This window comes from Nocardioides alkalitolerans DSM 16699 (assembly GCF_000426525.1).
GTDB lineage: Bacteria > Actinomycetota > Actinomycetes > Propionibacteriales > Nocardioidaceae > Nocardioides > Nocardioides alkalitolerans.
Genome location: NZ_AUFN01000017.1, coordinates 41171 through 54418, shown reverse-complemented (window position 1 = coordinate 54418; position 13248 = coordinate 41171). Strand labels below are relative to the sequence as shown.

The following is a 13248-nucleotide window of genomic DNA, read 5'->3' as shown; positions in this document are numbered from 1 at the left end:
AGCCGACGCCCGCAACCGTCGTGCGACGATGTCGCCGGCCTCGCGGGCACCGCGCGTGGCCAGCGACGAGAGGAACGGGACATGTCGGAGCGGGCGGCCGAGCGCATCGAGACGTCGCCCCTGCCCGGCCGCTCCGAGCAGGTCGCCGCGGCCGTCGAGGAGGAGATCGCCCTCGGTCGCCTCTACCCCCGCGAGCGCCTCACCGAGGACGAGCTGATCGCGCGGTACGACGTCAAGCGCCACGTGGCCCGCAGCGCGCTGCGTGAGCTCGAGGTCCGCGGCGCCGTCGAGCGCCGGGCCAACGTCGGCGCCTTCGTCCGCGCCTGGAGCGCCCAGGAGGTCGTCGACCTCTACGACGTGCGCGAGCTGCTCGAGGTGCACTGCGCCCGCAGCATCGCCACCCCCGCGAGCGAGGACCGGCTGGCCGAGCTCGTCGCCGTGCAGGAGCAGCACGACCACGCGGTCGAGGCCAACGACCCGCGGGCGGCGGTCCGGGCCAACCTGCGTTTCCACCACACGTTCTTCGGCCTCTCCGAGAACGCGCTCCTCGTCGACGCCGTGCGTCGGCACGCGCAGATGGCCTACGCGATCCGTTCGGTGCTCGTCACCTCGCACGAGCACCTGCGGCGCGCCCGCGACGAGCACTGGGCGATGCTGCGCGCACTCCGCGACGGCGACACCGACGCGCTCGCGACGCTCTGCGCGCAGCACCTGATCCCCTCTCGCGACGCGTACCTGCAGCGCCTCGGCGCCGTCGAGGACTGACCCGCATCCTTCGCCCGTCAACCATGCATACTGTGCTCATGAATTAGTGTGTGCCGGGACACAACCACGACCGCACCGAGAGCAAGGGGCATCCGTTGACGCACGTCATCACGCAGAACTGCTGCAACGACGCCACGTGCGTGCCGGTCTGCCCGGTCAACTGCATCCACCCCACGCCCGACGAGCCGGACTACCGGACCGCGGAGATGCTCTACATCGACCCCGACGGGTGCATCGACTGCGGCGCCTGCCTCGACGCCTGCCCGGTCTCGGCGATCCACGCCGACTACGACCTGCCCGAGGAGTTCGCCCGCTACGAGGAGATCAACGCCCACTACTTCACCGACCCGGAGAAGAAGGAGTACGACGAGGTCGTGCCCCGCAAGCCCAAGCGCTCCTTCGACGGCGCGCCCGACGAGACGCTGCGCGTCGCGATCGTCGGTGGGGGGCCGGCTGCGACGTACGCAGCAGGTGAGCTGCTCGGACAGCGCGGCATCTCGGTCGAGGTCGACATGTTCGAGCGGCTGCTGACCCCCGGTGGGCTGGTCCGGTACGGCGTCGCGCCCGACCACCAGGCGACCAAGGCCATGGGCGACGCGTTCAACGCGATCATGGCCCGCAAGGGGTTCCGGCTCTTCGCCGGCGTCACCGTCGGCACCGACGTCACCCACGCGCAGCTCGCCGAGCGCTACCACGCGGTGCTGTACGCCGTCGGTGCCCTGCACGACCGCCGCCTCGGCATCCCCGGCGAGGACCTCCCCGGCTCGCGCTCCGCGACCGAGTTCGTGGGCTGGTACAACGCGCACCCCGACTTCGCCGACCGCGACTTCGACCTCTCCGACGTGACCGACGGCCGGGTCGTGGTGCTCGGCAACGGCAACGTCGCCCTCGACGTCGCTCGCCTCCTGGCCTCCGACCCCGAGCGGGTCGCCGGCACCGACACCGCCGACCACGCCATCGACGTGCTCCGCGACTCGAACGTCACCGAGGTCGTCGTCGTGGGGCGCCGCGGCGCCGGGCAGGCGGCCTTCACCACCCCCGAGCTGCTCGGGCTGGCCGGCACCGACGGCATCGAGGTCGTCGTCGACGCCGACGAGCTCGCCGCGTCGCGCGGCGTCGGCGCCCCCGAGGCCACCTCGATGGCGGCGTACAAGATCGACGTGCTCGAGCAGGTCGGCGACATCGCGGGCGAGAACGGCGGGGGCCGCACGGTCACCCTGCGCTTCCTCTCCGCGCCCGTGGAGATCCTCGGAGACGAGACCACCGGGGTCACCGGCGTGCGCCTGGCCCGCACCGAGCTCGTGGAGGAGGACGGTCGCATCGTCGCCCGCGCCACCGACGAGACCGAGGACCTCGCGACCTCGCTGGTGCTGCGCTCGGTGGGCTACCGCGGCGACGCCGTGCCCGACGTGCCGTTCGACGCCGACCGCGGCGTGCTGCCCAACGACGGCGGGCGCGTGACCGACCCCGCCACCGGCGAGGCGTTCGCGCAGACGTACGTCGCCGGCTGGATCAAGCGCGGACCGTCCGGCGTCATCGGCACCAACAAGCTCTGCGCCGAGGAGACGGTGGCCGGCCTGCTCGACGACTTCACCGCCGGCACGCTCCCCGCCCCGGCCACCCCCGACGACCTCGACACGCTGCTGCCCGACGCCGTCGACGTGAAGGGGTGGCGCGCCATCGACACCCACGAGAAGAAGAGCGGCAAGGACGCCAAGCGCCCCCGCATCAAGATCACCGACATCTCCGCCGCGCGCGCCGTCGTCGAGGCCGCGAAGGCCTGAGGGCGGCGGGGGTCGGGCGGGGACGGGCGGCGGTTTCGCCGCTCGAGCGGCGAGACTGCGCGCAGCGTGTCCCATCGGTGTCACCAGGTGGCACCAATGGGACGCACTGCGCCGACCGGCTCCGACCAGCGCCGACCGGCGCCGGCCCCGCGCCGTACGGCGTGAGGCTAGGACCCTCAGTCGAAGATGCGCCGCAGCAGGTTCGTCTCGGCGAGGTCGACGAGCTCGTCGCCCTTGCCGGACATCACGGTCTTGAGCGCGTAGAGCGAGAAGCCCTTCACCTGGGCGGCCGTGATCTTCGGCGGCACGGAGAGCTCCTGCGGGGCGGTGACGACGTCGACGAGGGCGGGCCCGTCGTGGGCGAACGCCGTCCGCAGCGCACCCTCCACGTCGCCGGGCTTCTCGACCCGGATGCCCTTGATGCCCATGGCCTCGGCGACGGCGGCGAAGTCGGGGTTGTCGAGCGCGGTGCCGTAGTTGACGATGCCGGCGGCCTTCATCTCCAGCTCGACGAAGTTCAGCGACGAGTTGTTGTAGACGACGATCTTCACCGGCAGCCCGTTCTGTCGCAGCGTGAGCAGCTCGCCCAGCAGCATCGCGAGCCCGCCGTCACCGGAGAGCGCGACCACCTGGCGGCCCGGCTGCGCCGACTGGGCGCCGATGGCGTGCGGCACGGCGTTGGCCATCGTGCCGTGGGAGAACGAGCCGATGAGGCGGCGGCGGCCGTTCATCGTCAGGTAGCGCGCGGCCCACACGACCGGCGAGCCGACGTCGGGGATGAAGACGGCGTCGTCGGCGGCGAGCTCGTCGACGAGGCGGGTGAGGTACTGCGGGTGGATCGGCGTGCGGCCGCGGTCGTCGTCGGCGAGGGCGTCGAGGCCGTGGCGGGCCTTCTTGTAGTGGGCGACCGCGTCGTCGAGGTGCGCCGAGCCCTTCTGCTCGAGCAGCGGCAGCAGCGCGGGGATGGTGTCGGCGACGCTGCCCACGAGACCGATGTCGACCGGCGTGCGCCGCCCGATCTGCTCGCCGCGGATGTCGACCTGCACGATCTTCGCGTCCGAGGGATAGAACTGCTGGTAGGGCAGGTCGGTGCCGAGCATGAGCAGCACGTCGCAGCTCTCCATGGCCCGGTAGCCCGACGAGAAGCCGAGCAGCCCGGTCATGCCGACGTCGTAGGGGTTGTCGTACTCGATGTGCTCCTTGCCGCGCAGCGCGTGCACGACGGGCGCCTGGAGCCGTCCGGCGAGCGCGAGCAGCTGGTCGTGGGCACCCTCGACGCCGGCGCCCCCGAGGATGGTGACGCGCTCGGCGGCGTTGAGCAGCTCGGCGGTACGGCGGAGGTCGGCGTCGGCGGGCCGCACGACGCGGTCGAGGGTGCGGATCGGCGCGGACGTCCGCGCCTTCGTCGCCTTCTCGAGCAGGATCTCGCCCGGGATGGCCACGACCGCGACGCCCCGGCGCTCGACGGCCTCGCGCATCGCGATCTCGAGCACGCGCGGCAGCTGCTCGACGGTGCTGACGAGCTCGCTGTAGACGCTGCACTCGCGGAAGAGCTCCTGGGGGTGCGTCTCCTGGAAGTACGTCGTGCCGACCTCCGAGCCGGGGATCTGCGCGGCGATCGCCAGCACCGGCACGCGGCTGCGGTTGGCGTCGTACAGGCCGTTGATCAGGTGCAGGTTGCCGGGCCCGCAGCTGCCGGCGCACACGGCCAGCTCGCCCGTGATCGCGGCCTCGGCGGAGGCGGCGAACGCGGCGGCCTCCTCGTGGCGCACGTGGGTCCAGGCGACGTCGTCGGCGCGGCGGATCGCGTCGGTCAGCCCGTTGAGCGAGTCACCCGGCAGGCCGTAGATGCGACGGACCCCCGCGTCGTGGACGATCCGGACGATCTCGTCGGCGATGGTGGCCATGGGTGCTCCTCGGGGTGGTGCGGACGGCGGTCGCGTCGGCCCGGCGGAGGGTCGGCCCTCCCCACAGTGCCACCCGGGGCCCGGGCACCCGAGCGATCGGGGCGTCTCGCTCGTCACGCCGGGCGCCGGCGTCCCGGAGACGACGAAAGCCGGGCCCTGAGGGCCCGGCTTCGACTGCTGGTGGAGCTGAGGGGATTCGAACCCCTGACCTTCTCGATGCGAACGAGACGCGCTACCAACTGCGCCACAGCCCCAGTGCGTCGTCATGATGACGCGCGGAGAAACGTTAGCACCACCCGCGGTCCGGGCCGAATCCGACCCGGCGTGCGCCGTACGGGATCAGTGACCGACCACGCGGCGCGCCTCGCCCTCGCCGGAGTCGCGCTCGTCGCGGCTGGCAGCGGTGCGGCGCACCAGGTCGCTGTCACTCTCGTCGCGGCCCGAGGTCCAGACGCCGGTGTCGTCGAAGTCGAAGGCGGGCAGCTCGCGGGCGGCGGCGTGGTCCTTGCCGACGTACGTCGGGAGCGGCACGTCGACGGGGTTCCAGAGGGTCGCGGGGTCGCGGTCGTCCTTGATGGTGCGCACGTCGAGCAGCTCGGCGTCGACGGCCGTGATGACCGAGGTGTCGGCCGAGGCGGTGACGGCGAGCAGGCCCTCGTGGTCGATCTCGCCGGCGGGGACGGTGATGTCCTCCTCCGGGCTGGCCGCGTTGATGGGCTCGTCGCGGCGCTTCGTCGCGGGAGCGGGGACCGCGACCGGGCGCACCAGCGCCGCACGCTCGCCCTTGACCATCACGCGGCAGGTGACGAGCCAGGTGACGAGGAGCGCGACGGGCGCGGCGACGTACGCCCACGGCATGACGCCGAAGGCGGCCAGCAGGACGCCGAGCACGTTGAGCCCGCCGACGACCGAGAGCACGCGGCGGCGACGCTGCATGGCCCGGTGGGCGGCGGCGCGACGGGCCCGGAGCTGCGCAGGGGTGGGCGCAGCTACGGGCACGTCGACGGTCGCGGGCGCACCGAGGGTCGCGACCGCGTCGGCCGCACCGCCCTCGGGCGCGCCACCGCGACGCACCAGCACGCGCAACGTGGAGGAGAACCGGTCCACGGACCGCGTCTCGACCGCCTCGTCGTGGTGCTTGAGCGCCTTGGGGATGAGGTACGCCGCCCATGCGATGGCGACGGCCACGAAGATGACACCGCTCAGATCCACGAACGCGAGCCTAGGAGCGCCCGGCATGCGGAACGCGCAGGTCAGGGGTGTGTCGGGCGTTCACTTCTGTGACTCGTGTGATTCGGGGGTGCGGGGTGGCGAGTTGTCGGGTCTGCACCGCCGGCGAGCGCCGAGCTGTCGCGTCTGCACGGTCGGGGAGCGCCGAGCTGTCGGCTCTGCGCGGGTCGGGCGTCGCGAGGGGCGGCGGGTGCGGACTCCGGCCGCCGGAATCCGCGGGCGCTGGTCCGCACGCAGCAGCGCGCCGGCACCTGCCGCACGGCGTGGATGGGGCGCGGACTCCGGCCGCCGGAATCCGCGGGCGCTGGTCCGCACCGGTGCGAGCGCTGCAGAACTGCCGGCTCGGCACCGTGCAGACGCGACAGGTCGGCGCCATCCGAGCGTGCAGACGCGACAGCTCGGCACGCTCAGCGCGAGAGCCGGCCCAGCATCCCGCCGGGGCCGACCTCCTCGACAGTGACGGCGTACAGCCGGTGGTCGCGCCAGGCTCCGGAGATGTGGAGATAACGGGGCGCGTAGCCGTACTCCGCCATCTGCAGCTTCTCCACGACCCGCAGCGAGTTGCTGTTCTCGGGGCGGATGCCGATCTCGATGCGGTGCAGCCGGCCCGGCCCGAAGCAGTGGTCGATCGCGAGGGCGACGGAGCGGGCCATGAGGCCGCGTCCGGCGAAGCGCTGGTCGATCCAGTAGCCGATCGACGCCGACTGCGCCGACCCGCGCACCACGCTGTTCACGGTCACCTGGCCGGCGAACTCGCCCCCGACCTCGATCACGAACGGCATGGCCTCGCCGTGGTCTGCGGCGCGCAGCAGGCGTCGTACGACGCGCTTCAGCGTCGCCGGGCCGTCGACCTCCGCGCCGGGCGGGGCGGTCGCGTCCCAGGGGCGGAGCCAGTCGGCGTTGCGGGTGCGCACGTCCATCCACTCCTGGGCGTCGCGCACCGCCATCGGCCGCAGCACGAGCCGCGTCGTGGGGTCGGGGTCGACCAGCCGGGCCGGCCAGGCCGCCGCGTGTCCCCACCGCATGCCGTCCGCACGCCCCACGCTCAGTCGCCGGACCCGCGCGCGTGGTCGCTGCCGACGATCTGCTCCACGGCGTGGCGCACCACGGGGGCGAGCACCGCCAGCGCGTCCTTCACGCCGCCGCGCGAGCCCGGCAGGTTCACGACGAGACACTGGCCGGCCACCCCGGCGAGACCCCGCGAGAGCACGGCGGTGGGGATCCCCTTCGCCACGCCCGCGGCGCGGATCGCCTCGGCGATGCCCGGCACCTGCCGGTCGAGCAGGGGCGCGGTGACCTCGGGAGTGCGGTCGGTCGGCGTGAGCCCGGTGCCGCCCGTGGTGAGCACGACGCGGGCGCCGAGGGCCACCGCCCGGACGATCGCCTCCCCGACGGGCTGCCCGTCCGGCACGACGTCGGGCTCGCCCGGGTCGAAGCCCCACTCCCGCAGGGCGGCGACGATGAGCGGGCCGGTGGTGTCGTCGTACACCCCGGCGGCGGCGCGGTTCGAGGCCACGACCACGGCGGCGGGCAGGACGGCCTGCCCCTCGGGGGAGGGGGCGGCGCTCATCGCGTCCAGTCCCCCGAGCGCCCACCGCTCTTCGCCTCGACGCGTACGTCGGTGATCGTCGCGCGCTTGTCGACGGCCTTCACCATGTCGATCACGGTGAGGGCGGCGACGGAGACCGAGGTCAGCGCCTCCATCTCGACGCCGGTGCGGTCGGCGGTGCGCACGGTGGCGGTGATGACCACGGCGGGCTCCGGCTCGTCGACGACCTCGAGATCGACCTCGACCCCGGAGATGCCGAGCGGGTGGCACAGCGGCACGAGCGCGGGCGTCTGCTTGGCCGCCATGATCCCGGCGATGCGGGCCACGGCCAGCGCGTCGCCCTTCGGCACGCCCTCGCCGCGCAGCAGCCCCACCACCTCGGCGGAGACGAGCACCCGGCCGGTGGCGGTCGCCGACCGCGCGGTGACGGCCTTCTCGGAGACGTCGACCATGCGGGCGGCGCCGCGCTCGTCGACGTGGGTCAGGCGCACGGGGGCGTCGGGCACGGGGGCGTCGGTCACGGCCGGTCCTCTCAGAACTGCTCGTCGAGCGCCAGCACGTGCACGGGCTGGCCGGCCTCGATGCGGGTCACGCTCTCGGGCACGACGATGAGCGCGTTCGACGCGGCCAAGTCGCCCAGGAGGTGGGAGCCCGGGCCGCCGACGGGCGTCACGTGCGCCGAGCGCGCCGCGTTGCCGCCGACGCCGGTGGGCACGACGTACTCCCCGCGCAGGAACTGCCGCCGACCCCGGATGGAGGTGACGGGGTGGGTGAGCAGGGCGCGGCGCAGGGGGCGGGCGTACGGCGCGACGCCCATCAGCTTGCGGATCGCGGGCAGGGCGAAGACCTCGAACGAGACGTACGCCGAGACCGGGTTGCCGGGCAGCGTGATGATCGGGGTGCCGTCCTCGCCGACGAGGCCGAAGCCCTGCGGCTTGCCGGGCTGCATGGCGACCGAGCCGAACCACATGGAGCCGTAGGCGCTCAGCGCCTCCTTGACCACGTCGAAGTCGCCGGCGCTGACGCCGCCGCTGGTGACGATGAGGTCGGCGCGCACGAGCTGGTCGCTGAGGGCCTCGAGGAAGGCGTGGGGCTCGTCCTGCACGATGCCGACGCGGAAGGCCTTGGCCCCGGCGGCGCGGGCGGCCGCGGCGAGCATCCAGGAGTTGCCGTCGTAGATGGAGTCGTGGCCGATCGCGGAGCCCGGGTCGCGCAGCTCGGAGCCGGTCGAGATGACGACCACGCGCGGGCGCGGGCGCACGAGCAGGTGGGAGCGGCCGATGGCGGCGAGCAGCCCGATGTGGCGCGGCCCGATGACGGTGCCGGCGGAGACGACGATCTCGCCGGCCCGCACGTCCTCGCCCGCGTGGCGGATGTGCTGGAGCGGGGTGGGGGCGCGACCGATGCGCACCTGGGCGACGCCGCGGTCGGTCCACTCGTAGGGCACGACGGCGTCGCTGCCGGCGGGCACGGGCGCGCCGGTCATGATCTTGGCGGTCGTGCCGGGGCTGAGCGCCATGATCCGGGCCTGGCCGGCGCCGATCTCGCCGATCACGGGCAGCTGGACGGGGGTGTCCTCCGTCGCGCCCTCGAGGTCGGCGAGCACGACGGCGTAGCCGTCCATGGCGGCGTTGTCGAAGGAGGGCAGGGCCACGTCGGCGGTGACGTCCTCGGCGCAGGCGAGACCGATGCACTCGAGGAGCGGCTGCGACATCGCCGGGAGCGTCCGGACACCCTCGATGACCCGCTCGAAGAACTCGGGTACGCCGGTCAGGGGGGTCGGATCAGCCATCGTGGTCTTCTCGGCTCCTCGGTACGTCCAGGAGGCCGCCGGGGGGATCGGGCGGCCGGGTCGGGATTCAGCTCCCGAGGACGGTACCCGGCTCCACACGCTGGGCCGACGTACCCTCCTCGAGCTCCACCGCTCCGACGACCTTCACGTCCTTCTTGAACGTCCAGTCGCCGCGCACGCGGAAGGTCTCGGCGTCCTTGAGCGACGGGGCGCCCTCGGGGAAGCGGCGGTCGAAGTCGCCGACGAGCTTGTAGAACGACCCGTCGAGGTCGACGAACGGCACGTCGGTGGCCACCTGGTCGAGCACGAAGTCCTGGCCGATGGCGTAGATGTCGCTGCGCAGCACGAGCAGGTCGTTGGTCGTCTTCACCGGGATGAAGCGGTCACGGCCGACCTCGATCGTCACCGCTCCGTCGAAGACCTCGATCGCGGCGCCCATGGCGGTCTCGATCTGCACGACCTTCTCGGTGGAGCTGTCGGCGGGGTCGACCGTCTTGACGTTGCGGATCAGCGGGAGGCCGAGCACGCCCTCGCGCTCGGTGAGCGTCTTCTTCATCGCGGCCAGGTCGAACCAGAGGTTGTTGGTCGACATGTAGCGGTGGCGGTCGAGGTCGGCGAGGGCCGACTGGTCCTCGTCGCGGGTCTGCGCCGACTCGCGCAGCACGATGCGGCCGTCGCTCTTGCGGCGGGCGAAGTGGCCGCCCTTCTTGTCGGACGCCGTGCGGCGGACCGCCTCGATCGCGAACGGCGCGCCCGACTCGGCGAACCAGCCGGCCACCCGCGGGTCGGGCACGGCGCCGAGGTTGTCGGAGTTCGACACGAAGACGTAGCGGTAGCCCGCGTCGAGCAGCTCGTCGAGCAGGCCCGAGCCGAGCAGCGCCGGGTAGATGTCGCCGTGGCCGGGCGGGCACCACTCGAGGTCGGGGTCCTCGGCGAAGTCGACGGGCGTGAGGTCGCTGGCGCGGAGCTTGGGCTCCTTGCTCTGCACGAACTCGAGCGGCAGCTCGCTCAGCGGCAGGTCGTCGTAGCGCTCCAGCGCGGCCATCGTGTCGGAGGAGGTGCGGAAGCTGTTCATCAGAAGCAGCGGCAGCTTCGCGTCGTACTGGCTGCGCAGGTGCAGGATCTGGCGGGCGATGATGTCGAGGAACGACAGGCCGCGGCGCACGCAGAGCAGCGACTTCGCGCGGTCCATGCCCATCGACGTGCCGAGGCCGCCGTTGAGCTTGATGACGGCGGTCTTCGAGAGCGCCTCGGCGGCGACGTCGTCGGCCACCTCCACGTCGGCCAGGGCCGGCATGTCCAGCGGCTCGATCGTGTCCTCCGCGATCATGCCGGTCTCGCCGTGCTCCAGCAGCCGGTAGTAGTGCGAGAACACCTCGATCGCGGTGTCGTCGACGCCGGCGTCGACCATCTTCGTGCGGGCTGCGTGCAGGCCAGGGCTCCCCATGGGCGCGATCGTAGGCTTGTGCGGTGCCCTCCCCACAACCCCCGTCCCCAGGTCCCCTCCCGAGGGGTGACCGCGAGGACGGGGTCCGGGCGGCCAAACGGGCCCTCCGCGCGACCGTGCTCGCCCGGCGCGAGGCGCGCAGCGAGGCCGAGCGGGCGTCGTACGGCGAGCAGCTCGCCACCGTCGTGCTCGACCAGGCCGAGGTACGTCGGGCGGCCTGCGTCGCGGCGTACGTCGGGGTCGGCGCCGAGCCCGCCACCCTCCCCCTCCTCGACGCGCTGACCACGCGCGGCGTGCGGGTGCTGCTGCCGCTGCTCGGGCCCGGGTTCTCGATGACGTGGGGCGTGTACGGCGGGCGGGGCGACCTCGTGACCACCGACCGCGGCCTGCGGGAGCCGACCGGCGAGCCGGAGCCCGACGGGCTGGCGGCCGCCGACGTCGTGCTGCTGCCCGGGCTCGCGATGTCGCCGACGGGGATGCGGCTCGGCCGCGGCGGCGGCGCCTACGACCGTGCTCTCGCCGACCTGCCGTCGGACGGGCCCGCCCCTCCCCTCCTCGTGCTCCTCCACGACGACGAGGTCGGCCTCGACGTGCCGAGCGAGGCCCACGACCTCCCGGTGCACGCGGCGCTCACCGGCGCCGGTCGGGTCGACGCGCGTCACTGACCCCGATCCGCCGCCCGCTCCACCCCGGCGCCAGGCACGACGTACCATTGGCAGTCGAGTCCCGAGAGTGCCAGCACCGCCACCGCGGTCGACGCCCCGGGCTCCACGTCAGCTCAGCTCTCCCGGAGGTTCCTGTGCCCACCTACCAGTACGCCTGCACCGAGTGCGGCCACGCGTTCGAGCAGGTCCAGTCGTTCAGCGACGACGCGCTCACCGAGTGCCCCGTGTGCCAGGGCCGGCTGCGCAAGCTGTTCAACGCGGTCGGCGTCGTGTTCAAGGGCTCGGGCTTCTACCGCAACGACAGTCGCTCGACGACCTCGTCGAGCGACATCCCCGCAGCGAGCACGAGCGGCTCCTCGGAGAAGAAGTCCGACTCCTCGTCCAGCGGCACGAGCGAGAAGAGCTCGGGCTCGTCGTCGAGCGACAAGGGCTCGGGCGGCTCGGGCAGCACCGGCGGCTCGTCGAGCACCTCGTCGTCGAAGACCCCCGCCTGACCCCTGTGGATGACGGCGGCGGCGCCGGGCCGATCCGGCCTAGCGTCGCCCCATGGACCCACGCCCCTCGTCGCTCGGCGGCGCGCGCCGCTCCCTGAGCAGCGCGCGCCGGCGCCTCCTGCTCCACCGTCGCCTCCTCGCCGCGGTCGCCGTCGCGATCGCCGTGCTGGCAGGCCTCCAGGCCGCCGCCGGCCCCGGAGCCGCCACCACCGAGGTCACCGTCGCCGCCCGTGACCTCCCGGCCGGTACGACGCTCGCGGCCGCCGACCTCACCACCGTCGCGGTGCCGCTCGACGCGGCCCCTGCGCGCTCCCCCGCGCCCGACGACCTCCTCGGCCGCGTGCTGGCCGGCCCGGTGCCGGCCGCCGAGACCGTCACCGAGGCCCGCCTCGTCGGCACTGCCGGGCTCGACCTCGCGCCCGGCCAGGTCGCCGTACCGGTGCGGCTGCCCGACCCCGGCACGGCGGCCCTGCTGCGGCTGGGTGACGAGGTGGACCTCGTGGCCACCGACCCGCAGGCCGGGTCGACCCGCACGGTGGGGCGCGACGTCCGGGTGGTCGCTCTGCCCGAGTCCGGCGACGCCTCGGAGCCGGGCGCGACGACCGGTCGTCTCGTCGTGGTGGCGGTCGCCTCCGGCGAGGCCCACGACGTCGCCGGGGCCGCGGTGCGCGACTTCCTGACCGTCGCCTTCCGGCCCTGAGGCGCGCCGGCGCGACCACGTTGCCTGGCCGCAACGCAGCACCACGGAGGTGTTCACACGACCCTGCGCCGATCTTGAGGTGGGGTCAGGACCATCGTCGTATGACCCTCATGGAGAACGCGCCGGTCGACCGGCGGGGGCCCGGCCTGGTGGTCGAGGACCGCCACGTCGTGGTCGACTCCGCCGAGCCCTTCTACGCGCTCGTGATGGCGTCCGACCCGGCCACGGGCAACGGCGCCTTCCTCAACGTGGAGGTGACGACGGGCGTCACCCGCGTGCCGCTGCCGCTCCACCGGCCGGGGGTGCTCGTCGAGGTCGTCGACGTCGCGACCGGCGACGTGCGGGCCTCGGCCACGCTCCCGTGACCCCGCCCTCCCACCCCTGTGGTGTCTTCTCCGGTCGAGCGGCCAGGGTCTAACGTGCGGGTCAGGCAGCCCCGCACCGCGGGGCCTCGGGATCCGTACGAAGGAGTCACCACGTGACCGGTTTCAAGAACTTCCTGCTGCGAGGCAACCTCATCGACCTCGCGGTGGCCGTCATCATCGGTACGGCGTTCGGCGCGGTCGTGTCGACCTTCACGAACTGGTTGACCGCCCAGCTGCCCAAGGGCGTCGAGGACGTGTTCACCAACAAGGCGAACACCTTCGGCGCATTCATGAACGCGACCATCTCGTTCGTGATCCTCGCGGCCGTCGTCTACTTCCTCATCGTGCTGCCCTACACGAAGGCGAAGGAGAAGTACTTCCCGAGCCCGCAGCCCGGCACGCCGGAGGACGTCCGGCTCCTCCAGGAGATCCGCGACCTGCTCGCGGCCGGCCAGGCCAAGCACCTCTGAGGCGAGCCCCTCACGAGCGCCCGTCCCGCACTGCGGGGCGGGCGCTCTCGCGTTCGCGCGGCACCACCGGCAGGACGGAC

At 73.3% G+C, this 13248-nt stretch carries 14 protein-coding genes and 1 tRNA gene; 7 read left to right on the top strand and 8 right to left on the bottom strand.

What is annotated here, in order from left to right:
* Window positions 1–81 precede the first annotated feature (81 nt).
* Together K329_RS0116325 and K329_RS0116320 are read left to right on the top strand one after the other, a co-directional pair.
* Window positions 82–765: a GntR family transcriptional regulator gene (locus K329_RS0116325; protein ID WP_052337005.1), complete on the top strand. Its 684-nt coding sequence runs from the start codon at window positions 82–84 to the stop codon at window positions 763–765.
* 95 nt (window positions 766–860) lie between these two features.
* Window positions 861–2549, top strand: coding sequence for an FAD-dependent oxidoreductase (locus K329_RS0116320; protein ID WP_028473889.1), 1689 nt, complete (start codon window positions 861–863; stop codon window positions 2547–2549).
* Window positions 2550–2725: 176 nt separating this feature from the next.
* Here the strand turns inward: K329_RS0116320 and poxB are convergent, their stop codons facing one another.
* From poxB to K329_RS0116280, 8 genes are all read right to left on the bottom strand, one after another.
* The gene (gene poxB, locus K329_RS0116315) at window positions 2726–4456 is read right to left on the bottom strand and encodes a ubiquinone-dependent pyruvate dehydrogenase (RefSeq protein ID WP_028473888.1); all 1731 of its coding nucleotides are present in this window, start codon (window positions 4454–4456) and stop codon (window positions 2726–2728) included.
* Window positions 4457–4634: 178 nt separating this feature from the next.
* Window positions 4635–4710 (bottom strand) — tRNA-Ala (locus K329_RS0116310).
* Between the two features lie 85 nt (window positions 4711–4795).
* Window positions 4796–5668: a divisome protein SepX/GlpR gene (gene sepX / locus K329_RS0116305; protein ID WP_043643980.1), complete on the bottom strand. Its 873-nt coding sequence runs from the start codon at window positions 5666–5668 to the stop codon at window positions 4796–4798.
* Window positions 5669–6093: 425 nt separating this feature from the next.
* A complete protein-coding gene (locus tag K329_RS0116300) occupies window positions 6094–6711 on the bottom strand; it encodes a GNAT family N-acetyltransferase (RefSeq protein WP_043644033.1) in 618 nt (205 codons plus the stop codon).
* 20 nt (window positions 6712–6731) lie between these two features.
* Complete coding sequence (locus K329_RS0116295) at window positions 6732–7256, bottom strand: MogA/MoaB family molybdenum cofactor biosynthesis protein (RefSeq protein ID WP_028473885.1); 525 nt, start codon at window positions 7254–7256, stop codon at window positions 6732–6734.
* Window positions 7253–7741 (bottom strand): cyclic pyranopterin monophosphate synthase MoaC, encoded by a 489-nt coding sequence (moaC, locus tag K329_RS0116290; protein ID WP_052337019.1) that lies wholly within the window; start codon window positions 7739–7741, stop codon window positions 7253–7255. The genes K329_RS0116295 and moaC overlap by 4 nt, the downstream gene beginning before the upstream one ends.
* A gap of 26 nt (window positions 7742–7767) precedes the next feature.
* A complete protein-coding gene (gene glp / locus K329_RS0116285) occupies window positions 7768–9027 on the bottom strand; it encodes a molybdotransferase-like divisome protein Glp (RefSeq protein ID WP_028473883.1) in 1260 nt (419 codons plus the stop codon).
* Window positions 9028–9094: 67 nt separating this feature from the next.
* Window positions 9095–10474 (bottom strand): UTP--glucose-1-phosphate uridylyltransferase, encoded by a 1380-nt coding sequence (locus tag K329_RS0116280; RefSeq protein WP_028473882.1) that lies wholly within the window; start codon window positions 10472–10474, stop codon window positions 9095–9097.
* 23 nt (window positions 10475–10497) lie between these two features.
* On the opposite strand from K329_RS0116280, the gene K329_RS27365 reads away from it, so the two are divergent.
* The 5 genes from K329_RS27365 to K329_RS0116255 all read left to right on the top strand — a co-directional run bounded on the left by K329_RS27365 (window position 10498) and on the right by K329_RS0116255 (window position 13168).
* Window positions 10498–11139, top strand: a complete 642-nt coding sequence (locus tag K329_RS27365; protein WP_084541385.1) for a 5-formyltetrahydrofolate cyclo-ligase — start codon at window positions 10498–10500, stop codon at window positions 11137–11139.
* Between the two features lie 134 nt (window positions 11140–11273).
* Window positions 11274–11633 carry an FmdB family zinc ribbon protein gene (locus tag K329_RS0116270; protein ID WP_028473881.1) on the top strand — a complete coding sequence of 120 codons (360 nt, stop codon included), beginning with the start codon at window positions 11274–11276 and terminating at the stop codon, window positions 11631–11633.
* A 52-nt stretch (window positions 11634–11685) separates the two neighbouring features.
* Window positions 11686–12333: an SAF domain-containing protein gene (locus tag K329_RS0116265; protein WP_052337003.1), complete on the top strand. Its 648-nt coding sequence runs from the start codon at window positions 11686–11688 to the stop codon at window positions 12331–12333.
* 101 nt (window positions 12334–12434) lie between these two features.
* A complete protein-coding gene (locus K329_RS0116260) occupies window positions 12435–12698 on the top strand; it encodes a hypothetical protein (protein WP_028473879.1) in 264 nt (87 codons plus the stop codon).
* A gap of 113 nt (window positions 12699–12811) precedes the next feature.
* The gene (locus K329_RS0116255; protein WP_028473878.1) at window positions 12812–13168 is read left to right on the top strand and encodes a large conductance mechanosensitive channel protein MscL; all 357 of its coding nucleotides are present in this window, start codon (window positions 12812–12814) and stop codon (window positions 13166–13168) included.
* Window positions 13169–13248: the final 80 nt, after the last annotated feature.